At 54.0% G+C, this 24804-nt stretch carries 25 protein-coding genes and 2 pseudogenes; 15 read left to right on the plus strand and 12 right to left on the minus strand.

The window, feature by feature from the left end; all coding sequences use genetic code 11:
- Nucleotides 1–23 precede the first annotated feature (23 nt).
- From cyoA to cyoE, 5 genes are read left to right on the plus strand one after another with little or no spacing between them, the layout of a single operon-like run.
- Nucleotides 24–965, plus strand: coding sequence for a ubiquinol oxidase subunit II (gene cyoA, locus D8U82_RS11635; RefSeq protein ID WP_024014231.1), 942 nt, complete (start codon nucleotides 24–26; stop codon nucleotides 963–965).
- 3 nt (nucleotides 966–968) lie between these two features.
- Nucleotides 969–2999: a cytochrome o ubiquinol oxidase subunit I gene (gene cyoB / locus D8U82_RS11640; protein ID WP_016773302.1), complete on the plus strand. Its 2031-nt coding sequence runs from the start codon at nucleotides 969–971 to the stop codon at nucleotides 2997–2999.
- 3 nt (nucleotides 3000–3002) lie between these two features.
- Complete coding sequence (gene cyoC / locus D8U82_RS11645) at nucleotides 3003–3626, plus strand: cytochrome o ubiquinol oxidase subunit III (protein ID WP_024014230.1); 624 nt, start codon at nucleotides 3003–3005, stop codon at nucleotides 3624–3626.
- Nucleotides 3626–3961 (plus strand): cytochrome o ubiquinol oxidase subunit IV, encoded by a 336-nt coding sequence (gene cyoD / locus D8U82_RS11650; RefSeq protein ID WP_011335842.1) that lies wholly within the window; start codon nucleotides 3626–3628, stop codon nucleotides 3959–3961. The genes cyoC and cyoD overlap by 1 nt, the downstream gene beginning before the upstream one ends.
- Before the next feature lie 10 nt (nucleotides 3962–3971).
- Nucleotides 3972–4859 carry a heme o synthase gene (cyoE, locus tag D8U82_RS11655; RefSeq protein ID WP_007916939.1) on the plus strand — a complete coding sequence of 296 codons (888 nt, stop codon included), beginning with the start codon at nucleotides 3972–3974 and terminating at the stop codon, nucleotides 4857–4859.
- A gap of 145 nt (nucleotides 4860–5004) precedes the next feature.
- Here the strand turns inward: cyoE and D8U82_RS11660 are convergent.
- Nucleotides 5005–6126: pseudogene (locus D8U82_RS11660) on the minus strand (ATP-binding protein); the annotation flags it as partial.
- 404 nt (nucleotides 6127–6530) lie between these two features.
- Here D8U82_RS11660 and D8U82_RS11665 point away from each other — a divergent pair.
- Nucleotides 6531–7022, plus strand: coding sequence for a RidA family protein (locus tag D8U82_RS11665; protein ID WP_016773306.1), 492 nt, complete (start codon nucleotides 6531–6533; stop codon nucleotides 7020–7022).
- 73 nt (nucleotides 7023–7095) lie between these two features.
- Here the strand turns inward: D8U82_RS11665 and D8U82_RS11670 are convergent, their stop codons facing one another.
- The gene (locus D8U82_RS11670) at nucleotides 7096–7797 is read right to left on the minus strand and encodes a hypothetical protein (protein WP_016773307.1); all 702 of its coding nucleotides are present in this window, start codon (nucleotides 7795–7797) and stop codon (nucleotides 7096–7098) included.
- A 134-nt stretch (nucleotides 7798–7931) separates the two neighbouring features.
- A complete protein-coding gene (locus D8U82_RS11675) occupies nucleotides 7932–8858 on the minus strand; it encodes a LysR family transcriptional regulator (protein WP_016773308.1) in 927 nt (308 codons plus the stop codon).
- A 102-nt stretch (nucleotides 8859–8960) separates the two neighbouring features.
- Here D8U82_RS11675 and D8U82_RS11680 point away from each other — a divergent pair, with 102 nt between their 5' ends.
- Complete coding sequence (locus D8U82_RS11680; RefSeq protein WP_130902235.1) at nucleotides 8961–10142, plus strand: aspartate aminotransferase family protein; 1182 nt, start codon at nucleotides 8961–8963, stop codon at nucleotides 10140–10142.
- Nucleotides 10143–10503: 361 nt separating this feature from the next.
- Here D8U82_RS11680 and D8U82_RS11690 read toward each other — a convergent pair whose 3' ends face one another.
- The 3 genes from D8U82_RS11690 to D8U82_RS11700 all read right to left on the minus strand — a co-directional run bounded on the left by D8U82_RS11690 (nucleotide 10504) and on the right by D8U82_RS11700 (nucleotide 13695).
- Nucleotides 10504–12423, minus strand: coding sequence for an alkaline phosphatase D family protein (locus D8U82_RS11690; RefSeq protein ID WP_130902236.1), 1920 nt, complete (start codon nucleotides 12421–12423; stop codon nucleotides 10504–10506).
- A 71-nt stretch (nucleotides 12424–12494) separates the two neighbouring features.
- A complete protein-coding gene (locus tag D8U82_RS11695) occupies nucleotides 12495–13229 on the minus strand; it encodes a hypothetical protein (RefSeq protein ID WP_130902237.1) in 735 nt (244 codons plus the stop codon).
- Between the two features lie 100 nt (nucleotides 13230–13329).
- On the minus strand, nucleotides 13330–13695 hold the full coding sequence (locus D8U82_RS11700; protein WP_016773311.1) for a hypothetical protein: 366 nt from the start codon (nucleotides 13693–13695) through the stop codon (nucleotides 13330–13332).
- A 115-nt stretch (nucleotides 13696–13810) separates the two neighbouring features.
- Here D8U82_RS11700 and D8U82_RS11705 point away from each other — a divergent pair, with 115 nt between their 5' ends.
- Complete coding sequence (locus tag D8U82_RS11705; protein WP_056790170.1) at nucleotides 13811–14560, plus strand: hypothetical protein; 750 nt, start codon at nucleotides 13811–13813, stop codon at nucleotides 14558–14560.
- Nucleotides 14561–14595: 35 nt separating this feature from the next.
- On the opposite strand, the gene D8U82_RS11710 is transcribed toward D8U82_RS11705, so the two are convergent.
- The gene (locus D8U82_RS11710; RefSeq protein WP_016773313.1) at nucleotides 14596–14925 is read right to left on the minus strand and encodes a hypothetical protein; all 330 of its coding nucleotides are present in this window, start codon (nucleotides 14923–14925) and stop codon (nucleotides 14596–14598) included.
- Nucleotides 14926–15146: 221 nt separating this feature from the next.
- On the opposite strand from D8U82_RS11710, the gene D8U82_RS11715 reads away from it, so the two are divergent.
- From D8U82_RS11715 to D8U82_RS11725, 3 genes and pseudogenes are all read left to right on the plus strand, one after another.
- Nucleotides 15147–15365, plus strand: coding sequence for a DUF6429 family protein (locus tag D8U82_RS11715; protein WP_232245565.1), 219 nt, complete (start codon nucleotides 15147–15149; stop codon nucleotides 15363–15365).
- 200 nt (nucleotides 15366–15565) lie between these two features.
- A pseudogene (locus tag D8U82_RS11720) lies at nucleotides 15566–15685 on the plus strand (PAAR domain-containing protein); the annotation flags it as partial.
- A 67-nt stretch (nucleotides 15686–15752) separates the two neighbouring features.
- Entirely contained in the window at nucleotides 15753–16109 is a 357-nt protein-coding gene (locus D8U82_RS11725; protein WP_130902238.1) for a hypothetical protein, read from the plus strand.
- 457 nt (nucleotides 16110–16566) lie between these two features.
- Here the strand turns inward: D8U82_RS11725 and D8U82_RS11730 are convergent, their stop codons facing one another.
- Together D8U82_RS11730 and D8U82_RS11735 are read right to left on the minus strand one after the other, a co-directional pair.
- Nucleotides 16567–16977, minus strand: a complete 411-nt coding sequence (locus D8U82_RS11730; protein ID WP_122507812.1) for a response regulator — start codon at nucleotides 16975–16977, stop codon at nucleotides 16567–16569.
- 926 nt (nucleotides 16978–17903) lie between these two features.
- The gene (locus D8U82_RS11735) at nucleotides 17904–18572 is read right to left on the minus strand and encodes a DUF4145 domain-containing protein (RefSeq protein ID WP_130902239.1); all 669 of its coding nucleotides are present in this window, start codon (nucleotides 18570–18572) and stop codon (nucleotides 17904–17906) included.
- 397 nt (nucleotides 18573–18969) lie between these two features.
- Between D8U82_RS11735 and D8U82_RS11740 the strand changes: the two genes are divergently transcribed.
- From D8U82_RS11740 to D8U82_RS11755, 4 genes are all read left to right on the plus strand, one after another.
- Nucleotides 18970–19812, plus strand: a complete 843-nt coding sequence (locus tag D8U82_RS11740) for a DUF4062 domain-containing protein (protein WP_130902240.1) — start codon at nucleotides 18970–18972, stop codon at nucleotides 19810–19812.
- A 27-nt stretch (nucleotides 19813–19839) separates the two neighbouring features.
- Nucleotides 19840–21300, plus strand: a complete 1461-nt coding sequence (locus tag D8U82_RS11745; protein WP_130902241.1) for a hypothetical protein — start codon at nucleotides 19840–19842, stop codon at nucleotides 21298–21300.
- 90 nt (nucleotides 21301–21390) lie between these two features.
- Nucleotides 21391–22341 (plus strand): DUF2971 domain-containing protein, encoded by a 951-nt coding sequence (locus D8U82_RS11750; protein ID WP_130902242.1) that lies wholly within the window; start codon nucleotides 21391–21393, stop codon nucleotides 22339–22341.
- 165 nt (nucleotides 22342–22506) lie between these two features.
- Nucleotides 22507–22911 (plus strand): hypothetical protein, encoded by a 405-nt coding sequence (locus D8U82_RS11755; protein ID WP_241668058.1) that lies wholly within the window; start codon nucleotides 22507–22509, stop codon nucleotides 22909–22911.
- 180 nt (nucleotides 22912–23091) lie between these two features.
- Here D8U82_RS11755 and D8U82_RS11760 read toward each other — a convergent pair whose 3' ends face one another.
- The 3 genes from D8U82_RS11760 to D8U82_RS11770 form a co-directional block, all read right to left on the minus strand.
- The gene (locus D8U82_RS11760; protein WP_130902243.1) at nucleotides 23092–23457 is read right to left on the minus strand and encodes a histone-like nucleoid-structuring protein, MvaT/MvaU family; all 366 of its coding nucleotides are present in this window, start codon (nucleotides 23455–23457) and stop codon (nucleotides 23092–23094) included.
- A gap of 69 nt (nucleotides 23458–23526) precedes the next feature.
- Complete coding sequence (locus tag D8U82_RS11765; RefSeq protein ID WP_130902244.1) at nucleotides 23527–23715, minus strand: hypothetical protein; 189 nt, start codon at nucleotides 23713–23715, stop codon at nucleotides 23527–23529.
- Nucleotides 23678–24622 (minus strand): chromosome segregation protein SMC, encoded by a 945-nt coding sequence (locus D8U82_RS11770; RefSeq protein ID WP_130902245.1) that lies wholly within the window; start codon nucleotides 24620–24622, stop codon nucleotides 23678–23680. Before D8U82_RS11770 ends, D8U82_RS11765 begins: the two co-directional genes overlap by 38 nt.
- Nucleotides 24623–24804: the final 182 nt, after the last annotated feature.

Consider the following 24804-nt stretch of genomic DNA (forward strand, 5'->3'; position numbering starts at 1 on the left):
CAAGCTGCTTTAGAGGTCGTGAGATGAGTAAAAACAGGTACCCCAGATTACTAGGCCTAGTGCCGCTGCTCGGCACGTTGTTGCTGGGAGGCTGCAACATGACCTTGCTCAATCCAACGGGCCAGGTCGGCCTGGAACAGCGCAACCTGATCATCACCGCCACGCTGCTGATGCTGTTGGTCGTCGTGCCGGTCATCGTCATGACCTTCCTGTTTGCCTGGAAGTACCGCGCTTCGAACAAGAACGCGGTCTACACGCCGAAGTGGTCGCACTCGACCAAGATCGAAGTGGCCGTATGGACCATCCCGGTGCTGATCATCATCGCCCTGGGCTACATCACTTACATCTCGACTCACGAGCTGGACCCGTATCGTCCGATCGAGTCTGACGTCAAGCCGGTGACCATCGAAGTCGTCGCGCTGGACTGGAAGTGGCTGTTCATCTACCCGGAACAAGGCATTGCCACGGTCAACAAGATCGTGTTCCCGGCGCACACGCCAATCAACTTCAAGATCACCTCCGATGCCGTGATGAACTCGTTCTTCATCCCGGGCCTGGGCGGCCAGATCTACGCGATGGCGGGCATGCAGACCAAGCTGCACCTGATCGCTGACCGCAACGCTGAAATGGACGGTATCTCCGCCAACTACAGCGGTGCCGGTTTCACCGGTATGAAATTCAAGGCTATCTCCACTACTCAGGAAGATTTCGACGCCTGGGTAAGTGAAGTCAAGAAGTCGCCTAAACAGCTTGATCAGGCTGAATACGCGGCCCTGGCCAAACCGAGCCAGAACAACCCAGTCGAACTCTACTCGTCGGTCACGCCGAACCAGTTCCAGATCATCGTCGACAAGTACGAAGGTATGAAGCCGGGCAAGCCGCTGAAGCACGAGAAGAAAGAGAAAGAAGTGGCGGCCACGGATATTGACGCGGGTTCGCATTCAGCTGCCGGGGCAGAGGAGTAAACGATGTTTGGTAAATTAAGTTGGGAAGCAGTCCCATTCCACGAGCCGATCGTGATGGTGACCATCGCCATGATCGCCCTCGGTGGTCTGGCGCTGTTCGCTGCGATCACTTACTTCAAGAAGTGGACGTACCTGTGGACCGAGTGGCTGACTTCGGTCGACCACAAGAAAATCGGCGTGATGTACATCATCGTCGCCATGGTCATGCTGCTGCGCGGCTTTGCCGATGCGATCATGATGCGTACCCAGCTGGCCATGGCCACCGAGGGTTCGCCTGGCTACCTGCCACCTGAACACTATGACCAGATCTTCACCGCTCACGGTGTGATCATGATCATCTTCATGGCGATGCCATTCTTCACCGGCCTGATGAACCTTGCAGTGCCGCTGCAGATCGGCGCGCGTGACGTTGCGTTCCCGTTCCTGAACTCCCTGAGCTTCTGGCTGCTGGTGTCCGGCGTTGTGCTGATCAACCTGTCGCTGGGTATCGGTGAATTCGCCAAGACCGGTTGGGTTGCGTATCCGCCGCTGTCGGGTCTGCAATACAGTCCTGGCGTGGGTATGGATTACTACATCTGGGCGCTACAGCTATCCGGATTGGGTACGACGTTAACCGGGGTCAACTTCCTCGCGACCGTACTGAAAATGCGTACCCCTGGCATGAAACTGATGGACATGCCGATCTTCACCTGGACCTGCACCTGGGCAAACGTTCTGATCGTGGCTTCGTTCCCGATCCTGACCGCTACCCTGGCACTGCTGACCCTTGACCGTTACATGGATTTCCACATTTTCACCAATGAACTTGGTGGCAATCCGATGATGTACGTCAACCTGTTCTGGGCGTGGGGCCACCCTGAGGTTTACATCCTGATCCTGCCGGCCTTCGGCATCTTCTCGGAAGTGATCTCGGCCTTCACCGGCAAGAAACTGTTCGGCCACCACTCGATGATCTACGCCTCGGGCGCGATCTCGGTACTGGGCTTCATGGTCTGGCTGCACCACTTCTTCACCATGGGTTCGGGGGCAAGCGTCAACGCCTTCTTCGGTCTGGCGACGATGCTGATTTCCATCCCGACGGGTGTGAAGCTGTTCAACTGGCTGTTCACCATCTACCAGGGCCGTCTGCGCTTCACCAGCCAGGTCATGTGGACTCTGGGCTTCATGGTGACCTTCGCCATCGGCGGCATGACCGGCGTACTGCTGGCCATCCCGGGTGCTGACTTCGTGCTGCACAACAGCCTGTTCGTGATCGCGCACTTCCACAACGTGATCATCGGCGGTGCGGTATTCGGTTACATCGCTGGCTTCGCGTTCTACTTCCCGAAAGCGTTCGGCTTCAAGCTGCACGAAGGCTGGGGTAAAGCAGCGTTCTGGTTCTGGATCTCGGGCTTCTTCGTCGCGTTCATGCCGCTCTATGCACTGGGCTTCATGGGCATGACCCGTCGTCTGAACGCCACCACCAACCCTGAGTGGGTACCGTACCTGTACGTTGCCATGTTCGGTGCGGTGATGATCGCTGTCGGTATCGCCTGCCAACTGATCCAGCTGTACGTCAGTGTGCGTGACCGCAACAAGCCAGAGAACGTTTGCGATCACGGTGACCCGTGGAATGCACACACCCTGGAATGGTCGACCTCGTCGCCACCACCGTTCTACAACTTCGCTGTGCTGCCTAAGGCTGACTGCATCGACCCGTTCACCGAAGCCAAGGAAAACGGTACTGCGTACCAGCGTCCGGCCAAGTACGAGCCGATCCACATGCCGAACAACACCGCCACTGGCGTGGTGATGGGCGCGCTGTTGACCGTCTTCGGTTTCGCGATGATCTGGCACATCTGGTGGCTGGCGATCGCGAGCCTGGTGGGCACCGTCGTTTACTTCGTGATCCACGCTGCACGTGACGACCAGGGCTATATGGTTCCGGTTGAAACGATCGAGCGTATCGAAGCCGAGCAGCACAAGCGTCTGGTCGCGGCAGGGAAAATCCCGGCCAATGCCACCCGTGTTGAAACCTCGTTGGAACAGGCTTAAACCATGTCGAACTTAGTGACCAATGTTGGACACGCCCATGGTGACCATGGGCACGATGACCATCACCACGACTCGGGCGAGATGACCGTATACGGTTTCTGGCTCTACCTGATGACCGACTGCATTCTGTTTGCGTCGATCTTCGCGGTGTACGCAGTACTGGTAAACAACGTTGCCGGTGGCCCGTCGGGCCACGAGATCTTCGAACTGCCTTACGTGCTGGGCGAAACCGCTCTGCTGTTGTTCAGTTCGATCACCTACGGCTTCGCCATGCTGGCGTTGTACAAGGGCAAGAAGCAGGCGGTTCTGGGCTGGTTGTTCATGACCTTCCTGCTCGGCGCGGGCTTCATCGCCATGGAGATCAACGAGTTCCACCTGCTGATCTCCGAGGGCTTCGGTCCTAGCCGTTCGGGCTTCCTGTCGGCGTTCTTCACCCTGGTCGGTACCCACGGTCTGCACGTTTCGGCCGGTCTGATCTGGATGGGCATCATGATGTATCAGGTCAACAAGCATGGCCTGACGTCGACCAACAAGACCCGTCTGAGCTGCCTGAGCCTGTTCTGGCACTTCCTGGACGTGGTCTGGATCTGCGTCTTCACCGTTGTTTACCTGATGGGGACTCTGTAATGGCTAATGCACACTCCCATGACAGCCACGATGCTGGCCACGGCAGCGTCAAGTCGTACGCCATCGGCTTCATCCTGTCGGTAATCCTGACCGTCATTCCGTTCGGTCTGGTGATGTACCCGACCCTGCCGAAGTCGACGACGCTGGCAATCGTTCTGCTGTTCGCAGTGATCCAGGTGATCGTTCACCTGTATTACTTCCTGCACCTGGACCGTTCCATTGCACAGCGTAACAACGTGATCGCATTCGTCTTTACGGCGATCGTGATCGTGCTGCTGGTTGGCCTGTCGCTGTGGATCATGTTCAGCATCCACACGTACATGATGGCGAAGTGAGGTAGACCCGATGTCGCTCAAGCACTTTATCCAAATCACCAAACCGGGGATCATTTTCGGTAACGTGCTTTCTGTGGCAGGCGGGTTCTTCCTGGCCTCGAAAGGGCATGTCGATCTGGCGGTGTTTCTGGCCGCCATGATCGGTACTTCCCTGGTCGTGGCCTCCGGTTGCGTGTTCAACAACTGCATCGACCGCGACATCGACCTGAAGATGGAACGCACCAAGAACCGTGTGCTGGTCCAGGGCCTCATCTCCCTGAAACTGGCCCTGGTTTACGCGACCATTCTGGGTGTTCTCGGCGTTGCCTTGTTGTACAAGGTGGCCAACCCGTTGGCTGCCTTGTTCGCAGTAATCGGCTTCATCATCTACGTCGGCTTCTACAGCCTGTACCTCAAGCGCAAGTCGGTTCACGGCACGCTGGTGGGCAGTCTGTCGGGCGCCATGCCGCCAGTGATCGGTTACGTTGCCGTGACCAACAGCTTCGACATGGCCGCACTGACCCTGCTGGTGATGTTCAGCCTGTGGCAGATGCCGCATTCCTACGCCATCGCGATTTTCCGTTTCAATGATTACCTGGCCGCATCGATTCCGGTGCTGCCAGTGAAACGCGGCATTCAAGTGGCGAAGAAGCACATCCTGCTCTACATCCTGGCGTTCCTCGTGGCGACCTTGATGCTGACCTTCAGCGGCTACGCCGGCATGAGCTACCTCGCCGTCGCCGCCGCCATGGGCATGTACTGGCTGTACATGGCCTGGACCGGCTACAAGGCAGTCGATGACACCGTCTGGGCACGCAAGCTGTTCGTGTTCTCGATCTTCACCATCACTGCGTTGAGCGTCATGATGTCCCTGGACTTCAAGGTGCCGGCAGAGCTGTTGCTGACGTACGCGCCGTAAGGTTTGCAGGCTTCAGGAAAAACCCCGCACGTTGAGAGATGTGCGGGGTTTTTTGTTGGTTGGCCTGGAGTGTGCCGATTTGCCTGCTCCCTTGGCCCAACAGCTTGTGGCGGCGGCTTGATGGGTGTGTGAGCTAATGCGACGTTTAGGCAAGTGGTGAGGCAGTCACACGCCTCATGAATTCATCGAACAGCGGAACGGTAAATGCTATCAGTGCGTATTCCGGACTGTAGATCATGCCCTTTTTGATCAGGCTATCGCGTACGGGGCCCAGGCTCGTAGCGTTTCGCCCCAGCGCTTTAGCAACCTCAGCAGAGCGTTGCGGTCCTTCTCCCAGCTCGGCAAGGCAACGCATGTAGTCCCTTTCAGCCGGCGTGGTCCGATCAAAGCGGACCCTGAAAAAAGACTCGTTAAGTTTACGGATGCTTTCCTCTGTCGCTGCCTGCGCATCGGCCTCGGTTATGGTCTGTGCTTTGGCAATGTTCCAAGCGGTATAGCCCCACTCCTGCAAAAAATAGGGATAGCCGTGGGTTTTTTCAAAAATCTCACGCAATGCATCGTCAGAGATACTGGCGCCTTCTTCTTCAACAGGATCACGTAAGGCTTTCCAGGCATCTATCTCTAAGAGAGCTCCCAGACGAGGAAATTCGAATAGTCGCTCCGCATAGCTTTTGGCATCGCCTGCTTGCCCCGCCAGTTGCGGAAGACCCGCGCCAAAAAGAATCAGAGGGAGAGCTGCCTGATTGACTGCGTGGATGCCGCGAATAAGCGCGCCAAGCTCATCTTTTGAAAGATACTGTAATTCGTCAATCAGAATGGCGACTGGTATGCCTGCGTCCCTCGCGGCCTCCGCTGTTGCTATCAGAACGTCACGAAGATCATCTTCCAGATTGCCACTGTCGGCATAGCCAGCTTCGGAGTCTCCGCCCAGCGTAACTTCGGCCCCACCCGCCGCGATAGTGATATTGCCGATAAAGCTACGAAGTATGCGTATCCCTCTTTTGACCGTCTCGACCGTGTTCTGCACTCGGTCCAAACGCAACAGCACTCGGCGTAACACCGGAATCAGGAGCTGTTTCAACTCCGCACCGTCATGGGCCTCCTGCATTTCGGCGAGATAACCCAATGCCAAAGCTCGATCTTTGATCTGATTCAGAAGCACTGTTTTTCCGACACCGCGCAGGCCCAATATCATCAGGGATTTGGCGTGCTTGCCGCGCTTCGTGCGCGCCAATGCGGTGTCTGCCGTTTCCAGTACTTCTGATCGCCCTGCTAGTTCCGGTGGGGAAACTCCTGCTCCGGGATTGAGGGGTTAGTATTCTTATCCACAGCTCGCTCTCATACGAAATTATTCATAGTTATAGTGAGATTTTTATATAACTGCGAATAAGTAGCTAAAGTTGCCCGGCAGAGGGCTGAATTGCTTGATTCGGTTCCCTCAAACTTTAGGTTCGCTGCCGGAACGAGACAATCGTAGCGAAGTGCCCGTCCTACTGATTTTTGGTGTGGTTGAAAGCTGAAGTACTGTGAAATCGGCCGCTGTAAAGGGTGGTTGCGCAGAGCAGGTAAAAGACCTAGATTTGGATCCAAATATGTCAGCGGTTTGTCCGCGATCCTGTTGCGGCCTTCAACTCGCTAGATAATTGGCTTAACTCAAAAAGGCTGGGCGCAATGACCGAACGGATGACCTGCGATGAGCGCTTTATCGCCCTGGCTGAAGAACTCAACTACGACATCTATGGCGAGAACACCGCTGGTGGCAATTACGCGCCGCTGATCCGTCATCACGACGAGCTCTACATCAGCGGCATGGTGCCGCGGGTCAATGGCAAGATCCTGTATCCCGGTCGCGTGGGGCTGGAATTGAACCTCAAGGATGCGCAAGCCGCGGCGAGCATCAGCGCCATGCGTTGCCTGGCGCTGATCGTCGATGCGGTCGGTTCGCTGGACAAGATTCGCGCGTTGTTGCGGGTCACGGTGTATGTGAAGTCGACCGCTGATTTTGTCGACCTGAGCGAAGTGGCCAACGGCGCTTCGGATGTGTTCAGCCATGTGCTGGGCGATGCCGGACGGCATACGCGCACGACCATCGGCGTCTATCAGTTGCCGAAGAATGCGGCGATTGAAGTGGACATGATTGCGGCGTTGCATCCTTCGGCTTGAGGTTATCCCCGCCTCAAACAAAAAGCTCCGCCTGATCACTCAGCGCGGGGCTTTTTGGCAAGCGCTTGGCAGATTACTGCGCCGCGATGCTGTACCCATCAAACGCAGTCTGCTGCTGCAGCGCGGTGATGATGTTCTTGCGGTTCACCGCCTGTTCCGTACCGGCGTTATCGACGAAGGTTTCGCTCTCCAGTTCGGCTTCATCGCCTTCACCGACGAAGGTGAAACCGAGGAATTCCAGTGCCTCACGATCAACATTCAGGCGCGAACGCGGCGTGCGCATTGGCAGGGTCACGCTGGCGCCGTCCTTGCTGATGGTGAAGATTTCCACTTCTTTCTTCTTCGCAGCTTTGCTCTTGCCGCCGCTCGGATTGCTGATCGCCTGATGGGTCTGATTCAGCACTTTCAGCGCCAGACCATAAACGATTTCCTGAAACGCCGGATCGTCCTTGAAGCTGGACAGAATGCGCCCGATCGAGAACTTGCTGCTCAGGTCTTCCAGCGCGGCGATGTCGGCTGCCTCGGCGTCTTTCAGGCGCTTGAGTTCGCCCATCAGCTCGTACGCCTTGTCGTCATCAAAACTGTCATGCGCCTGACGGATCGCCGCACGCAATTCGCGGATCTGGTCGCTCTCGCGGGTCGACTGGAACGCGTCCAGGACCATCTCGCTGATGATTTTGGCTTGAGGCAGGTGTTGTGAAAGATTGATGGAGTTTTCGTATTCCGCTTTGGACGACTGGGTGACTACGGATTCAGCGGTGTTGAAATCGGACATTGAAATTTCACTACTTTTTAACTTGAGTTGAGGCGAGAAAGCACGAGGTCTTTTTCAGGCCGACTAATTTAGGGGAGCGGGGCGGCGTTGTCACGGAGCAACGGTCTGGTGGTCGGGATTTTTCCCGGCGTGCGTTATTTTCCGAGCATGGCGTCAGCGGGTTTCCCCCAAGTACGCATCGCAAACTCGACAAAGCGTCTCAGCTTCGGCAGTCGATAGCGATCCTGCGCATACAGCAGATGCATCGGCCTGCTTGGCGGTTGGTAGTCCGTCATTACCCTGACCAGTTTGCCGTCGCGCAGATCCTGCTCCACCAGCGCGTCGGGCAGCATCATGATGCCCATGCCGTTGCGCGCCGCCTGGTGCAAACCGGCGGAGCTGTTGATCAGCATCGGCCCGCTGACGTCGACGAGGACTTCACCTTCCGGGCCGCTCAGACGCCAGCGTTTTTCCACCGATTGCCAGTCATCCCCAGCCGGGTAGGCGAAGGACAGGCAATCGTGTTGCTGCAAATCCTGTGGCGTGTGCGGCATGCCGCGCCGCGCGATGTAATCAGGGGAAGCGCAGACCGTCAGGGTGTAGTCGATCAAGGGCCGGGCGATCAGGTTGGATTGGTCGAAATTGCCCAGGCGGAATGCGACATCGAGGCCGTTCTCCAGCAGATCCGGACGGCTGTTGGTCAGCACCACGTCGAGCTTCACTTGCGGATAGAGCAAGGAGTATTCGCTGAGAGCCGGGGTCAGTCGTTCGACGCCGAAGGTCAGCGGCGCGGTGATACGCAGCAAGCCGCGCGGCTCGTCCGACGCTTGTTCAGCAAGGCGTTCGGAGTCGGCCACCAGGCCGAGCACTTCCAGGCAGCGCTGATAATAGACGCTGCCGAATTCGGTCAGGCGCTGGCGGCGCGTAGTGCGTTGCAGCAGTTGCACGCCGAGCCGTTGCTCCAGCGCGCGCAGATGATTGCCCACCATCGTCGTCGACATTTCACACTTCGCAGCGGCGGCCGTCATGCTCCCGGTTTCGACCACTTTGACGTAGACGCCCATCGACTGAAACAAATCCATTATCAAGCCCGGCTTTTAAATGATTGAAGTTTTTCCGAGTTTATCCAGCTCAGGTGGCTAACCATACTGCAAAAACACCGACCTGCAATGGAGTTTCACGTCATGACCGCCGCCCTGATGAACACCTACCAACCACTGGCCCTGAGTTTCACCAAGGGCCTGGGCACGCGTCTGTGGGATCAGGCGGGGCGCGAATATCTGGATGCCGTTGCCGGTGTGGCAGTGACCAATGTCGGCCACTCGCATCCGCGCATTGTCTCGGCGATCAGCGAGCAGGCGGGATTGCTGCTGCACACCTCCAACCTGTACAGCATCGACTGGCAACTACAACTGGCCAAACGGCTGACGGCGTTGTCGGGGATGGAGCGCGCGTTCTTCAACAACTCCGGTGCCGAAGCGAACGAGACGGCACTGAAACTGGCGCGCCTGTACGGCTGGCGCAAAGGCATCGAGCAGCCGCTAGTGGTGGTCATGGCGAACGCTTTCCATGGCCGCACCCTCGGCACGCTGTCTGCCAGCGATGGCCCGGCAGTGCGCCTGGGATTCAACGAACTGCCAGGGGACTTCGTCAAAGTGCCGTTCGGCGATCTCCCGGCGCTGGAGCAAATACAGCGCAAACACGGCGCGCGCATCGTGGCGATTCTGGTCGAACCGATCCAAGGCGAAAGCGGCGTACAAATCGCACCGCCAGGTTATCTCAAAGCCCTGCGCGACCTGTGCAATCGCCACGCGTGGCTGCTGATGCTCGATGAAATCCAGACCGGCATCGGCCGCACCGGGCAGTGGTTCGCCTTTCAGCACGAAGGCATCGTGCCGGATGTCATGACCCTGGCCAAAGGCCTCGGCAATGGCGTGCCGATCGGCGCCTGCCTGGCCCGTGGCCGCGCGGCGGATTTGTTCACCCCGGGCAGTCACGGCAGCACTTTCGGCGGCAATCCGCTGGCCTGCCGGGTCGGCTGCACGGTGCTGGACATCATCGAAGAACAAGGTTTGCTGGAGAATGCGCGGGTGCAGGGCGCACGGCTGCTGGAGCGCTTGCGCGCCGAATTGGCAGACAACCCGAACGTGCTGGCAATCCGGGGGCAGGGCCTGATGATCGGCATCGAGCTGAAACAACCGGTGCGCGACCTGACGCTGATCGCCGCACGGGATCACGGCTTGTTGATCAACGTGACTCGTGGCAAGACCATCAGGTTGCTGCCGCCGCTGACGATTGATGAGCGCGAGGTGGGGATGATTGTCAGAGGGGTTGGGCGCGCGTTGTCGTCAGCCCCATCGTTCTAATCACTGCTGCGGTGTGTCTGGTAAGGGTAGTGAGTTGGCCGTCCGCAAAAGTGACTCATAATCAGCCAGACCTATCATTACAACCGGTTCGGCACTGCGCTTGGTAATCAGCAACGGTTCGCGGTCATTAGTTACTTGGTCCATCGATAAGGCCAAGTGGGCTGTGGCTTTGCTGCAGGTGGTGGTTTGCATGATGTAGCCCTGCGAGTGGTCGGTACACAGTGAGGTCGACTGTTATTGCGCCCAGTATCACTCAAGCACTTCGGAGACGTTTCCGAGAGGCTTGTAATCCTTATCAGCGGTAATTGTCAGCAGGTGGAGTGCCCATTGCAGGTACTCCACCAATGCTCAGAGTCTGGCCTCAATCCAGCCCGTCCCCCAACTCCGGCGCCAGCATCCTCGTCTTCTCCGCCCCATTCGAGTTGTGCTGAACAATCTCGCTCGGCTGCCCCTGTTCATTGAAAAACACCTGTCCGATCCCCGCCGAATTCCACAGCCGTTCCCCGGCCTCGGCATGTTCCGGCGTATACGGGACGATGCGCATCAAGCGGCGTTTGGTGAACCAGTTCAATGGCGAGCGCGGTGAGTAGAGCCAGCGGTTGAGGCGGTCGAACCATTCCAGCAGGGTCGGTGGGAATTCGTTCTTGATGCCGCTGCTGGTGATCTGCCAGATCCGTGGGCCGGCCTTGCGGTGGCGGATCAAGACTTCGTAGACGAAGGAATAATGCACATCGCCGGACAGCACCACGTAGTTCCCCGGTGTGCGCGAGTGTCGGAAAATGTTCAGGATCACCTGCGCCGCGCCGCGATGGGCCATCCAGTTTTCCGCGTCGACCAGCAGCGGATAACCGCACCAGCTGAACACTTTCTGCACGGTTTCAATCAGCTTCACGCCAAAGATCGGCGCCGGCGACACGATGATCGCCGAAGGGTGATCGAGCAGTTCCTGTTGCAGTTCGCTCAAGGCTTCCCAGTCGAGCAGGCCCGATGGTTGCTTGAGCGCCATCTCGCTGCGCCAGCGCCGGGTGCGCGTGTCGATCACCACCAGTGCCGGAGTGCTCGGCAATACGAAATGCCACTGCTGAAAACGCAGCAACTGATCAATCAGATTGTCCTGCACCGGCATGTCCAGATAGCCGTCATCACCGCTGGCGCTCAGTTGCGCGGTCTGCTCCAACACGCCCTTGAAGGCATCCGGATTGTTGCCCCAGCCCTGACACAACAAATAGGCAATCAGCGCATTGCCAATGATGCGTTTGGAGAACGGATGGCCGTAGGCGGTTTCCTCCCATTGCGCAGAAAGATTCCAGTCATCGGTGATGTCGTGATCATCGAAAATCATCAGGCTCGGCAGATGGGCCAGCGCCCGCGCGACGTTGCCCAGGCCCGCCTTGAAAGCATCGATGCGCGTCTGCTCAAGGTTGTAGCGCTTGCGGCGTTCAGGCGTCAGCGTCGGCGCGCTCGGATTGATCAACGACCACGGCGTCGGCGACCACACCAGCATGTACATGGCCATGACTTCGGCGAACGTCACCAAGTGATTGTCGGCACTGCTGCTGGTGAAAATCGGCTTACGCGCGCCACCGAAAAATCGCTCGCGCAAGGTCTCGTTGCTCTCCAGCGCCGGTAACAAATCCGCACGGTGGTAGTAGCTGGCCGGGTGCTCATAGAGCTTGGCGCTGTCGCTGACCACGGCACCGTCAAGGTGCTCATCGAACAGACCCAGACGCTCGATCAAGGCGTGAATCGCCCGCAGCATAGGACCGGCGACGTCGTCGGCATAGACCTGATCACCGCTCATCATCAGCAACGCCGGGCGCCGTTGCGCATCGGCTTCGTCGGCCAGCAATTGATCGACGCAGAGCAAACCATCGGTTGCCGGATGATGCGGCTTGCGGCAGGAACCGTGGAGTAATTGATCGATTCGCGAGCGCACGACGAGGTTCGCGCAGGTAGCGCCGGGGTAAAGCAGGTGAGGCGCCCACTCAGCCATACCGATGGCGTCATCGATCAGCAGGTCGTAATCGATAAACGTGTCGCAGGGCAGGGCGCTTTCAAGTTGAACGTCGATCAGATGCACGAACGCATGACGGCCTACGGCAATGACCGTGCATTTCTCTGAGTCGAGCGGAATATCTCCTACACCCTGCAGGCGCAAGGTCAGCGTCAGTTCACGCGAGCCCACCAGCCACAGCACCACGCGCGTCGGCTCCAGCCGCCGCAGCAGCGGGCCGGCCAGGACAGGAGGCAGCGAGATCAGGTCATCAGGTGTTGAAAACATTGAGGGCAAGGTTCAAGGCGCACGGGCCGGCGATGATAGCGCAGCCGGCGCCTTGATCCCTTAAATGAGTCTTAAGAGTCGGCTTTTTGCAGTTTCAGCGCCAGCAAACGCCACTCCCCAGCCGTCGCATCAACCCGTGGCAATTCCTGCACGGAGCAATCGAAACGGTAGGTGACATCGTCGCCATTCATGTTGCGCGCAGTGACGCTGTTGCTGAAGCTGTAGACCTGATCCTTGTAGCGATGACTGACCAGCGCTTTGCTGTCAGCAAAACGCGCCGAAGCGGGATAACGCAGGGCGCTGGTGACAAACGGGCTGCACATGACATACGCGATCATCGACTTGTCGGCCTGTGCGTCGCCGCGCAACTTCTTGTTCAGCGCGGCCAGGGCCATGCGACCCTCGTAGTCGCTCTGATTCAGCACCGTTTGTACCGCCATTGATTTCGGCGCTCGGCTGACGTTATTCGGCAACAGTGCGGAGTCCGGGGGGGAAGGCTTGTCGTCCGCCTCAATGGCAGCAAAAACCGGCGCATCTTTCAGCTCGGTGACGGGCGTGACTGCCTCGGCTTCAGGCAACACAGAGGTCGACTCGACGACTGGCGTGTTTTGCGCCTGCGCCTCGTGATCGAACGACGAAGGAAACAGCGAAAAGGTGATCGACAACATCACCAGCCCGACAATGAACCCACCCGCCGCGCCAACGATGTTGCCGTAGAAAATATTCCAGCTGCCGCGGTTCTTCACCACCCAGCGCCACATGAAACCCCAAACAGCGACGAACGCCAGAAAACGCAAAAACTCCATTTGATCCTTTCCTTACCTTTCAACAATCCAAGCGCGGCGCGAGACGATCAGCAAGCCCCGACGATGCGCGGCAAGATAGCAAAATAGACGCGCCGTCCGGCTACGGTTGCGGAAAATAATTCGCCGCCAGAAAAATCAACGTGACCATGCCTGCGGCAACGCCACAGGCGCCCGCGAGCAGTTGACGTGCAACCGGATGCGCCGGCTGTCGACGCTTGGCGATCCACAACCACACACCCGCCAGAACGCCCGCGCTGGTCATGAACACCACCAGGCTGTTATGCAGTCCCGGCGCTGCCATGGTGGTGCCGAACAGCCCGTCATAAAGCAGCGTAAAGACAATGCCCGCGACCACAGCGCTGCCCGCTCCGGCAAGGTTTGCCAACAACAGATTCCAGTGCCCGCGCTGTCGCACCACCCAGAACCACATTGCCGCCATGACCACTAAACACAACACAGCATCCATCGGATTTCTTTCCTTGCCACGAGACAGAGGCGACAACTTGTTCGCCTGTTGAGAGTGGACGGCACGATAGCAAAATAGTAGCGTCGCGCCATGCCTTCTCTGTAATGGACTACCCATGTTTTCCACAACCCGTTTGCTGCAACTACTCGGCGCTCTCACCCTTGCCGTCTCTATTACCCCAGCCTTCTGCTTCGCAAAAGAACACCCGCAAGCCAGCTGGGATTACTACCTCGCCAATTGCCAGCGGATGCAGGAGACAATCGCCGACGTCCAGAGCGGTCGCGTCTCCGCTGCCTATGCACTAACGTCCGGCCTGCAAGACAGCCTCGCCTCCATGAACGAGCGCCGCCTTAACCTGCTCCCGCAACACCTCGACTCCAGCGAGTACGCCCACTGCGAAAACGTCGCCGCCCACGCCGAGGCAACCCTGGCCCAAGGCAAAGCCGAGTTCGCCGCGCAAATGCAACGCGGTGTGGAGGAGGGCCGTATTGCACACCAGAACTCCCCCGCCTACCAACGCGCCCGTTCCCTCGGCTACAGCGACGTCGGCGATATCTCCTTCCTGAAACTGCACGAAGACACCGACGGCGAAGCCCGCCTGAAAACCATGCTCATCACCGTCGACGAAATCTGCGGCCAATACTTCCGCGCCACGCAATACGTGAAGCCCTATGTGATCTACACCGTGCGACCGTCGGATGGCGGCTGTGGCGAAGTGAAGCGTGTTGCGATAGTTGGCGGAGGGCAACCAGAGAAGGGGGACTACATTGATCCCAACGGCGAATTTCAGTACATGGGCTGGAAAAAGCTGGTGGGCGCTGACGGCTTCCCAACAGATATTCGGGTGCTTAAAGCACGTCGCTGATCAGGAGAGATACCGGCATGGCTGTAGCGCGGCATTCAAAGAATGTCGCGCAGATACCCCTTCAGCGCGAGCAGCGGCTGACCCAGCTGCTCCACCGACCGCGCCTGAGCCAACTCCGCCGACAACTTGCGCAACTCCCGCCCCAACGGCTTCTCGACCCCGCCCAAAGCATCCAGCGCCAGGTTAAGGCATTCGTTCATCTTGAACTGAATGGCCTCGACATCGCCGCGCTTCACCAGTAACTCGAAAACATCTTTCTGATAATCGCCCATGACCATGTCATCGCGCAGGATCGGGCTCAGGCCCTCTTCTTCGTAGGCAAGTTTGAGGGAGAAGAGGGCGACGGTTTCCAGTGAGGTTTCCATGGGGATGTCTGTCAGTGAAGTGGAAGGCTTGAAACCAATGCGCAAAACGCCAGAGGAGGTTTGCCGTGCGGGCGTGATTATACGGGCGGGGATCGCAGTCGAGGCAACCAGCAATCGGGCATCTAAAACCTACAAGCTCGCGCAGCATTGACATCCACTTTGATACGACGCTTTGATTACAAACACTGAACATCAGCGGAGCGACCATCATGGAATACGACATGAAACTGATCGACGACGCCGTCCTTGCTCTCCTGGCTGCCTATAGCTCCGACGACGGCAATGCGTGGAAGGGCTATGACTTCGAAATCATGAACCGCTTGCACGAGCAGGGTTTGATCAGTAATCCGGTGAACCGGAACAAATCGATATGGTTGACGGAGGAAGGGTTGGAGCGGGGGCGGGAGATTGCTGAGCGGATGTTTGCAGTCAAGGAGTAGGGAGGAGCCGCGTCCCATTCTGAAACGTGAGTTGATGGTAAGGTAGAAAACGCCAGCGAAGTACCAACCGCGTTAACCGGAGAAACAGGTAGCGCGGTCTGGTGAACAAGCACTTTTTTGAATGATCGGATGCGGCCGTCCAGGCTGAATTTCGTGATAGGTTTACCTCTCGAAAAGGATTTTTTTGACAGGAGTCATCCATGGCTAACCCAGCCGCTCGTAAAAGCGATCCCTCCAGCTGTCCTGTTCCAGGGCACGGAACGAACCCCATCGCGACAGGTTCGCCTGACGTTTTCTTCGATGGTTTGCCCGCAGCTCGCCTGCCGGTGGTATTGCAGGCGAAGCGGTAGCGAGTTCATTGGATGAAGAGTTAGAGGAGCTCACACATTGGGACATCTTCTGACCGAGCCACAACTGACAAAAGTTAGAGCCGCTCTTTCCGAGCCATTCAATGATTTTCCCGTGGAATATGATTATTTGGCGAATAAGGTGAGAGGTGTCGACCCTGAAATCCTTTACTCAATTCTTTATTCAGAGGTCGCGCCGGTGTGCTTTACCAATCTCGTTGCACCTGTGCCTCCGATATGGACGGGTTTCGACCCCGACATACTCGGAGAATCGATTGAGGAAAGGCTGGCAGCTAGAGAGCGAAACTGGTTTCGTCGCCAGTTCGATAAAGTGCTGGTTCGTTGGTTGAAGTACAACTACGCGTACATCTGGGAGGAAATCGAAAGTAGGCTTTGAGCTCGAACTAGCCGGGATCAGGCGATTATGACAGGGCGTTTGGCAAAACCTGCGACACGTAACCGATCCGGCCAGTTCCCCAGCGTCAGGACATGGAGTCAGAGCAATTACTGCAGGTTCGATTGAGGTTTTTTGATGGGCTTGTTGCCCTAGACGGTTGGGCATTAGGCTAGCCGGTGGTGCGTTGGCCCCGGCGCCGCAAGAGTGAAAAGCTGGTTGCCCTGATTGTTTTGGAAAAAAGACAAAAACAACCCTCCACTTTCCTCCAGACGAAAAAAAAGGTCTTGCTTTCGCAAGACCTTTTTCTCTGTGTTGGTGCCCGAGGGAGACTCGCTTGTTCCAGATATCCTGTGGTCTGTAGAGGATTCCGAAAGTTTGGGATACAAGCTGGGATACACGGTGTGCTCTGTTAGCCTTCTCATCCTTTCGCCGGGCTGTATCGACGACTGATTGCGACCTACAGTTTCTGTATAGGGAAGTCGGGTTGTAGCAAATCAGCTATCGAAACCAAGAGCTCATCGATCGTCCACGGTTTCTGAAGGTAGACCGTAGGAGCAGACACTGTTGCAGGCAAGAGTTCGTAACCGGACATCAATAATGTTTTGACGGACGGCCACTTTTCTCTGACCAGTCGAATAAGCTCCATCCCGTTGAGCTGGCCCGGCACGCCGTAGTCAGCGATCACAAGGCAGCAGTGCTTGCTTGATTGCAAGAGATACACCAGGGCGTCATCGGCTGACTCAAACGTGACGGCCTCCGCGCCTAACTCCTCCACGATGTGTTGGGTAATCCTACGCAGAGTCGGATCGTCCTCGATGATCAATATCTCACCATCGATTCGTCTCATTCCTTCCCAGTTTGCGATCATAGATGGCCTTATCATCGCCTTAGGCGGACGAACGTGAAGGTGAAGTCTAGCGCCAAACTGCCTCGCTTGTTTTCCGAACCTTTAACAACGAGCGAAACGGGTCCGGATCGCCTGGCGATTGAAAAATAGCCGGGGGCCCCTGGCGATATTGAGTAGACACGGGGTCGGAAACCCGCAGGACTGTGTTAGTGGGAGGATTTCAAAGTTACTGAAATTTCAGGCATTGAAATCGAAAGAATTCTGCTGAAAAAAGGCCATCGTTACCGCAGCGGTAACGATGGCCTTTAGTGTTGATGATTATGGACACCTTGGGCCGTCAACCAAGTCAACCTGTCAACCAATGTACAAAAATCAGCCACTGCCAAGATCACGCGGGTTTTGTGCCCCGTGTCATTCAGAAGTGCTCAGGGTCCCCGGCGACCTCACACTATTTGTGCAATTGCACTGGTGAACTGCGTGTTCACCCGGTTCACCTGTTCACTAAGCTGGGTACCTGTCCGCTAACAAAGTCCGGCGGGTTTCCGACCCCGTGTATGCCTCTTTTGCTCAGGGGCCCCCGCTTCCGCTGGTGGAGCTCAGTGCTAATGGGCGCTGGGTTAGACATCCAAAAATCAGCGTGTAGCTGGTGTTACAGGTGTAGCGTTAATGATCAAGTTATTGATTTTATTGAATAAATGCCGCGTTACACTGCGTGCTTGTTCCAAGCGTAGGAGGTGTAGCATTTACGAGAGGTGTAACGCTTTCGATTTTCTACGGACGCAAATAGGGGCGCTCCACAACGGATAGAACGGTGAGCCTGAGCCGTTAATGTCAATATTTGCCACCCTCAAGTGCCTCTTTTCGGCCGATCGCGAAACTTCCCTGAGGGTGTTGGTAACATGTAGGCCAACCAGCCGCTGAGTACGGACATATTCTCCACGGACGAGTTACAGATCGCGCCGCTTATGCTCGGGCGTTAAAGCACGTATCGCTTCTAGCTCCTTCTCTTCTGTAATACAGTGACGAACTGACATGTTCAGCAGGGTAAAAAGCGCTAGCGCGACCTCTGGGCTGTCGTTGAGATTTACAGTTCCTGGATGGACCGACTCGTTTCCGAAGATACGAATGGTATCGAACGCCTTCAACAGTCGGTTGGGCAATCCCAACTCTACAAGCTCGCCAATTTGATTGTGGATTTTGCCCGACTTGCCTAAAAGCTCCTCACAAAGCTTTTGCACACATAGTCTTAGCAGAGCAGCCGCAGCACGTGGAGAGTGGCTAAAAACTAATCTGGCTTCTTCATAATCCGCCTTGATCCCGTCAGGCATATCCTCTTCCGGCTTGGGTGCGCTGCAGTCTGATGGGAAAATCATTTTTATCCTGCTTCCTAGGTGCCCTGCCATCGGCATTCCAGACGGGAGGCCACGTCTACCGCCACCCTCATCAGTGATCCAAACACTGGGATCTTTACAAGCGGAACAGAACGAAAAGGACACGGAGGCGTACTCATTGCTATTCAAAAGCAAGTCACTCCATCTCATACCCGCGAACGCACCACAGCGCGGGCAATTGAAGCTGTCCTTTCTATAGCCTGGCGTACCATCGACTTTGCTCATTGATATCCATCCATCGTTCAGTTGTTTTCGCTAATCTAACTGGATTGGTCTTTAAACTCGATTAAAAGCCCTCGTCAGCTAATTATCTCATCATGGCCCGTGACAACACTCATTCTTCGGGCGAGCATCACCTTCGCACATGGGCAACCCTCCCGCAGCAAGTCCAGCAAAGTGATCGAAGGCCTGCACGACTTTGAGCAAGTCATAAGAGTCACCCTGCAAATTCGAGAGCAGCGATGCCTGCCTGAGTTCTGCTCTGACCTCTATACACTCACTGGCCTAAAAGGCGAGTCATTCCGATCTGAAGCGAGTTGCTCCACAAAGCTAGACGGCGGCAAGACTTCGTGACACCTTGACATCATGTTGCCACCTATACGCAATGCCTTAAGGAATGAGCATGAGCTACGAAGCAGAAGTATTTAATGTGATGATCGCTTCTCCTGGAGATGTTAAAGCTGAGCGAGCCCAGGTACGGGAGGTTATTCATGAATGGAATGCCGTCCATTCTAGATCTCGCAGGATTGTTCTCTTACCCACCGGATGGGAAACACACTCCGCTCCTGAAATGGGCGAGGGGCCGCAAACGATTATAAACAGACAAATCTTAGATAAATGTGATTTGTTGGTCGGTGTTTTTTGGACGCGAGTTGGTACAGCTACCACCGAGTATGCAAGTGGGACTGTAGAGGAGATTGAAAAACACGTAAATGGCGGCAGGCCGGCCATGCTGTATTTCTCCAATCAACCCGCAGCTTTAAATACAGTAGATCACGACCAGTACAAACTACTGGCTGAATTCAAAAAGACGTGTCAACAGCGCAGCTTATACGAAGGGTACGAAGACATAACTGAGTTCCGCAATAAGTTTGCGCGACAATTGCAAATTACAATTAACGAGAACCCAATTTTTAAAGTTGATGATTCTCGCGGTGTTGATGATTCGTCCTATTCCCAAACGAATGTACCAAGTTTGTCTTATGAGGCAAGTTCGTTGCTGAGGGAGGCAGCAAAAGATTCGCACGGCACGATAATGCATATTCGCTATCTCGGCGGTACCGATATACAAACGAACGGTAAAAATTTGATTGGCTCAAATGAGCGTAGAGAAATTGCGAAGTGGGAGTCTGCTTTAACAGAGTTAAAAGATCTCGGTCTTATTACGGGTCGAGGCGCTAAAGGCGAGGTTTACGAGGTGACAAACCTAGGGTTTACTTTGGCAGATACTTTGGCTGCGGAATAATATGATAAATTGGCTGGGCGATAAAGAATGATTTCTATAAATCTTCGTGATAAAAAACTGTTTGGGAATGAAGCAGGTGAAGATGAGGATCTTGATCATCTGAATGCTTACTATATAGAAAATAAAGAGTTCGATGATTTTTATGATATAGAAGAGAGGTTGTCTATCGTAAGTGCCAGGAAAGGTATGGGTAAATCTGCACTTTTGTCACGGCTTTATTATAAGCTTAATAACGAAGACGTGTACGGCGATCCCATTATAATACGAGTCAAAGGAAATGAGCTCCTAGGACTTGGTCATTTTACTGGCAGCGATCATTCATTCCTAGAAAATTACTGGAAGCAAATAATCTGCAAGAAAATTCTCATGGAGATTGGCGCGCAGATAGGTCTGGCTTTATCCGATGATACTATGTCAATGGTAGAGCTCGCTGAGCTGGACGGGCTAAAAAGTAAAAGTATTGTAGGCGCGTTGCTATCTAGGACCTTAGGAAAAATTCCCCTGTTGGGCATTGAATTTAAAAAGTCTCTTCCTGCCAATAGTGAAAGCTTGCTTAGGCGCTATCAGGAGTCTGATGGAAGGAAGGAAGTATGGCTGCTTATCGACGACATCGATGCGAAGTTTCAGAATAATATCGAAAGCCAGGCAAGAGTTGGATCGTTCTTTAGCGCCATTCGATCTCTAGCATTTGACTACAAGGGACTTAAAATACGCACAACGGTTCGGAGTGATGTGTGGTCATGTTTAAGGCATCTTGAAGATCTTGACAAGTTGCAGCAGTACATAATAAATATATTCTGGACTAAGCGGCAGATGCGAGACATGCTTGCGCAGAAGGTTCTTGTCTATATTATCAATAATCATCCTACGTCGCCGGAAGCCAAGTTGGCTCTGTCTACTGACTATAATAAGATATTAGATATGGTGTTTACTTCGCCGATCGAATGGGGGCAAAACAAAGATGCGAAACTATTCGACGCGATATCAGCCTTCTCAAATAGGCGGCCTCGCTGGATGGGGCAGTTATGCCGGATGGCTGGGAAGAAGGCGAAAGAAAAACCTCACACAAAGAAAATTACGCTTGAGCATATTGATTACATATTGCCTGATTTTGGTGCCAATCGTAGAGATGATTTGATAAAAGAGCATATACATCAATTTGAAGAATTAAATCATCTCATCGATGCGTTGAGAGCAACAAAAAAGGAATTTTCATGCTCGGAGTTGGAGGAGACTTTAGAACTTAACTTTTTGCGTGGTAGAGCCAAAGAAGATATCCCCACGGTTGACGGCAAACCATATTCGTGTGTAGAGGATCTTGCTGATTTTCTATATAAACTTGGTTTGGTTTCTCATATTCATTTAGATGGAAAAGACTTTACTCACTTTACAGATGATCCTGATTTATACCGGTCGACGGAAAATCGCAGGAATAATGTAAAGTGGTCGTTGCATCCATCATATCGAAAGTTTTTAAATATTCATTAGGCAATGGGGAGGGTAAGTTCGCACTGGCTTAGTGCAGGGGTGCAATGCACTACAGTCATCAATATGTTTAAACCATAGAAGAAGGGTGGAATGGTGGAAACCTGGGTCGAAGAACTTTTCAAGCTCATTTCTTCGCGTGAGCTGTCGTTGGAGAGTATCTCCGCTGCTCAAAATATGAAGCGCGAACATTTTCCAGGTTCGCTCTTCAAGTTTCGCGAGGTCAACGATTACTCTTTAAGTAACCTTAGGGATTCCACCCTGCATCTAACATTCGCTAGCAAGTTCAACGATCCCTACGATTCGGCTGTCGATTTTGATCCTCATTTCGGGACAACGCATGTAGAGCTGTTGTTGAATGGCACGGAAGGAATGTCTGGCGATCATCGCTCCTCAATATTAAGTGCAGAAGATCCAATGCTTGAGATGGTGAGGTATTATCATCTTGTAAGTACAGAGGAACACGTTGACGAGGATGCGTTAATAAAAGTGGCTGCTGTTATGAAAGAACTGCATGCCGGATTTGTCGCTAAGCTCGTAAACGATATGAATAGACGGCTACAAAATTCGTATAAGATTTGTTCTCTTACTGAGCGATTGGACTCATTGCCACTTTGGGCTCACTATGGTGACAATCATGCAGGCTTCGCTATGGAGTATGATTTTAGCTCATTGCCCGCAGATAACTTAGCCGGGTTGTGTTTGTGGCCTGTGAGATATGGTGGAGTGTTTAATGCTTCTGAGTTGTTAAGAGGTATCAGGCCGGGAGATAACTTCAATAATCTTTTTGGGTTGGTCGCTGCGCTAAATAAATCTCCGGATTGGGAGTATGAAAGGGAGTGGAGACTTGTTTTAATTGATGGTGCCAACGATCCCCCAAGAAATTTTTACGCACCGCTAAAATCAGTTTTTCTTGGGTCTAAAATAAGTGAGGAAGATGAAGGGAGAGTAATTCAAAGCGCTAAGCTTGCTGAAGTTCCAGTATTTAAAATGCATTTGGTTTCGCATGAATTTCGTATGGAGGCGAAACCTTATCAGGAATAGTCGCTGTCGCTGAAATGGCTACATGTAACTGATATTCTCCAATGCAGCGGCATTCCATATGTGCAAGGAAGGCAGAGACTCGATTGCTATTTTGAGCTCTACCTTCTCGAATTTTTTACAGTGGAAGTCTGGTGCTTTAGAGTTGGATGAGGATTTCAGGTTAAAGTGGCTCTGGCTTTAAATTTTAATTTAAATTTTAGTTTTCTTGAAGGGGAGGTTTGTATGGATGTTACAGCACTTACAGGGTTGCTTTTGCAAGTCAATAAACTGGTTGATTCTGGAGAGTATGAGAATATAAGCATCTCTGATGTGCATGACGCAATTGATTCGCAGAGATTGCTGCGTTTTATAAAGGAAAAGTGTGGTAGGGATATTGATTTTAGCATTTACTTTGAAAGTTTCGTGTACGGTGATTTCGAAGAATACTACGAAGAGAAAATGAATCAAATCTATAATGCATATGCGGGAGACGAGCGACGTAAATGGGGCGTCGAAAGATTAGGGCTTTGTCTTGTTCTTGCATGGACAATTGAAATAATACAGCAAGGTGAAGGGTTGCGGTTCTCGTAGGCGTTCAGTTGATATCGTAGAAAGTCTGCCGTGTTGCTCGTGATCAAGAGTCTCTTTTCTTGTGAAAAATCTGAGAAAAAATAGGTTGGGTAAGGGCATTGCTGGTGTCGGAGCAATTGTTTGTTGAGATAAAGGCTGTAATAAAAAAGGGCCCCTCTGGGCCCTTTTTCAGGTGGGGCTTTATTTTTTCATCCAGCCCTCGACGACTTCCGCACCGTGTTCTGCTTTCCATGCTTTCAGAACTTTATGGTTCCCACCCTTTGTTTTGACCACTTCACCGGTGGTTGGGTTTTTGTAGACCTTGAGTTCGCGTGGTTTGCGTGTGCTGACGGCTGGAGCTGTGGCTGGACGCCTAGCTGCGGTTTGCGGCTCTAGAATGTTGACGATGTGCTTCAGGCTGAACCCATAGTGTTCGAGCAGCTTGCGCAGCTGGGTTTCGAACTCGATTTCTTTCTTCAGTCCATCATCTCCTTTCAGTGCTTCCAGTGCCTGGAGCTGCTCAGCGAGGTGTTTTTCCAGCTGACGATATTCTGCGAGTTTGGACATTGTCTTTTCCTTGTTCGGAGTGGTTGTGCGTACTTATTAAGATAAAACGGGCAGGTTATAAGTTCAGCGCTATTTCCGGCGATTCAGTTGGCTGTCAATGTGCGCCATTTCCGATTTAATCGCGCTGATGGTCAGCATTTGTATCGGGCTAGCTTTTCCCGGCCCTGCGTTGATGGTTTTCAGCAGGGCATTAAGATGGGCCTTCCGAGTTTTGAGCGTGTCAGACCAACTGGCGCTGTTCTGTATTTGCTTGTTCATTATCTTCATCCTTGCATTGTTCTTGAGTGCTCACATCTTCGGATCGTTGAGGACTTAGCAGACCGTCGAGCTGCACCAAGTCGAGTGCGCTGTATTTGCGGGCACGGTCGGACAGTTCATGCCACGTCCAATTGCCGAAGCGTTCACCTTCTTCGGGAACCGTCAGCTTCATCAGGTTCACTTGATCCAGGCCGAGTAAGTTGTAGTTCGCCCACAGCTTTCCGCCTACCTCAAATAACGCTTTTGCGGCCTCATTCCACTTCTCTTCCAGCACCGTGTAAGAGAGCCACAGTGCGGTTCGTTCGATTTCTTTATACTTTTCCTGTGCTTCGGTGAGGTATTTATCTACTGTCACCAGCTCCTGCTCTAACGCTGCCATGATCAGGGTTTGCCGACGGTTATGTTCGGTGGCGGCTGTCAGATTCTTCGCGGCCTTTTGTGCGTCGGCGTTCGCGGTCTTCTCGCCTTCGGTGTCACCCCAGGCGACTGCCTGCGCGTATGCCGTGGCAGCGTCTGTTTCGGCCTGACGTGCCTTGGCCATGTCTTCAGCCGCTTGTTGTTGAATCTGCTCAAGGCGGGTGCTGAGGCTACGACGCTTTTCGTTCAGCTCCTGCTCATCCGCTTTCCAGTTGTTCATCGCCTCGACGTAACCCGCCATCAGCGAATCGCAGTTCGCGATGTCTTCACGGCGAATGATCTTCCGATTTATTAAGTCGGCATTGTGCTTGCGCGAGTGAAATTTACTTTTCACCTCGCTGTACTTCTCCCGTAATTCGCGTTTGCGATCTGGTTCAATGAGTTCTTCACTTTCCAGCGCCGACTCAAGTGGCAACATTTCGGCTTGCAGTCGCTCTGCCTCGCTCAGCAGTTCGTCACGGCGGTCTTTCAGTTCTTGAATCTCGTTCATGTGTTTGGTCTCTGTTCAATTCGATTGCGGGTTGGTTGAATGGCTGGCGAGGCCGGGAATAAGCCGGCGCTACCTCGATAAGCAAAGAAGCCCTCAGGCAGCTCGAGCCTCGCTCTCATCCATTCCTGGAATCGTCTTCACGATGTAGCAACGTTGCGTACCGAGGCCTGGTAACCGGATCA

Origin of the sequence: Pseudomonas sp. Sample_23 (assembly GCF_004307595.1) — a bacterium.
GTDB classification, from domain to species: domain Bacteria; phylum Pseudomonadota; class Gammaproteobacteria; order Pseudomonadales; family Pseudomonadaceae; genus Aquipseudomonas; species Aquipseudomonas atacamensis.

Coding starts and splice junctions, on each gene's coding strand:
- D8U82_RS11730 (WP_122507812.1), bottom strand. CDS start 16,977: ATGATCGCAAACTGGGAAGGAATGAGACGAATCGATGGTGAGATATTG.
- D8U82_RS11715 (WP_232245565.1), top strand. CDS start 15,147: ATGAAACTGATCGACGACGCCGTCCTTGCTCTCCTGGCTGCCTATAGC.
- cyoA (WP_024014231.1), top strand. CDS start 24: ATGAGTAAAAACAGGTACCCCAGATTACTAGGCCTAGTGCCGCTGCTC.
- D8U82_RS11675 (WP_016773308.1), bottom strand. CDS start 8,858: ATGGATTTGTTTCAGTCGATGGGCGTCTACGTCAAAGTGGTCGAAACC.
- D8U82_RS11690 (WP_130902236.1), bottom strand. CDS start 12,423: ATGTTTTCAACACCTGATGACCTGATCTCGCTGCCTCCTGTCCTGGCC.
- D8U82_RS11735 (WP_130902239.1), bottom strand. CDS start 18,572: ATGAGCAAAGTCGATGGTACGCCAGGCTATAGAAAGGACAGCTTCAAT.
- D8U82_RS11670 (WP_016773307.1), bottom strand. CDS start 7,797: ATGTCCGATTTCAACACCGCTGAATCCGTAGTCACCCAGTCGTCCAAA.
- cyoD (WP_011335842.1), top strand. CDS start 3,626: ATGGCTAATGCACACTCCCATGACAGCCACGATGCTGGCCACGGCAGC.
- D8U82_RS11705 (WP_056790170.1), top strand. CDS start 13,811: ATGTTTTCCACAACCCGTTTGCTGCAACTACTCGGCGCTCTCACCCTT.
- D8U82_RS11700 (WP_016773311.1), bottom strand. CDS start 13,695: ATGGATGCTGTGTTGTGTTTAGTGGTCATGGCGGCAATGTGGTTCTGG.
- cyoE (WP_007916939.1), top strand. CDS start 3,972: ATGTCGCTCAAGCACTTTATCCAAATCACCAAACCGGGGATCATTTTC.
- D8U82_RS11770 (WP_130902245.1), bottom strand. CDS start 24,622: ATGAACGAGATTCAAGAACTGAAAGACCGCCGTGACGAACTGCTGAGC.
- D8U82_RS11760 (WP_130902243.1), bottom strand. CDS start 23,457: ATGTCCAAACTCGCAGAATATCGTCAGCTGGAAAAACACCTCGCTGAG.
- D8U82_RS11710 (WP_016773313.1), bottom strand. CDS start 14,925: ATGGAAACCTCACTGGAAACCGTCGCCCTCTTCTCCCTCAAACTTGCC.
- D8U82_RS11765 (WP_130902244.1), bottom strand. CDS start 23,715: ATGAACAAGCAAATACAGAACAGCGCCAGTTGGTCTGACACGCTCAAA.
- D8U82_RS11680 (WP_130902235.1), top strand. CDS start 8,961: ATGACCGCCGCCCTGATGAACACCTACCAACCACTGGCCCTGAGTTTC.
- cyoB (WP_016773302.1), top strand. CDS start 969: ATGTTTGGTAAATTAAGTTGGGAAGCAGTCCCATTCCACGAGCCGATC.
- D8U82_RS11745 (WP_130902241.1), top strand. CDS start 19,840: ATGATTTCTATAAATCTTCGTGATAAAAAACTGTTTGGGAATGAAGCA.
- D8U82_RS11750 (WP_130902242.1), top strand. CDS start 21,391: ATGGTGGAAACCTGGGTCGAAGAACTTTTCAAGCTCATTTCTTCGCGT.
- D8U82_RS11665 (WP_016773306.1), top strand. CDS start 6,531: ATGACCGAACGGATGACCTGCGATGAGCGCTTTATCGCCCTGGCTGAA.
- cyoC (WP_024014230.1), top strand. CDS start 3,003: ATGTCGAACTTAGTGACCAATGTTGGACACGCCCATGGTGACCATGGG.
- D8U82_RS11695 (WP_130902237.1), bottom strand. CDS start 13,229: ATGGAGTTTTTGCGTTTTCTGGCGTTCGTCGCTGTTTGGGGTTTCATG.
- D8U82_RS11740 (WP_130902240.1), top strand. CDS start 18,970: ATGAGCTACGAAGCAGAAGTATTTAATGTGATGATCGCTTCTCCTGGA.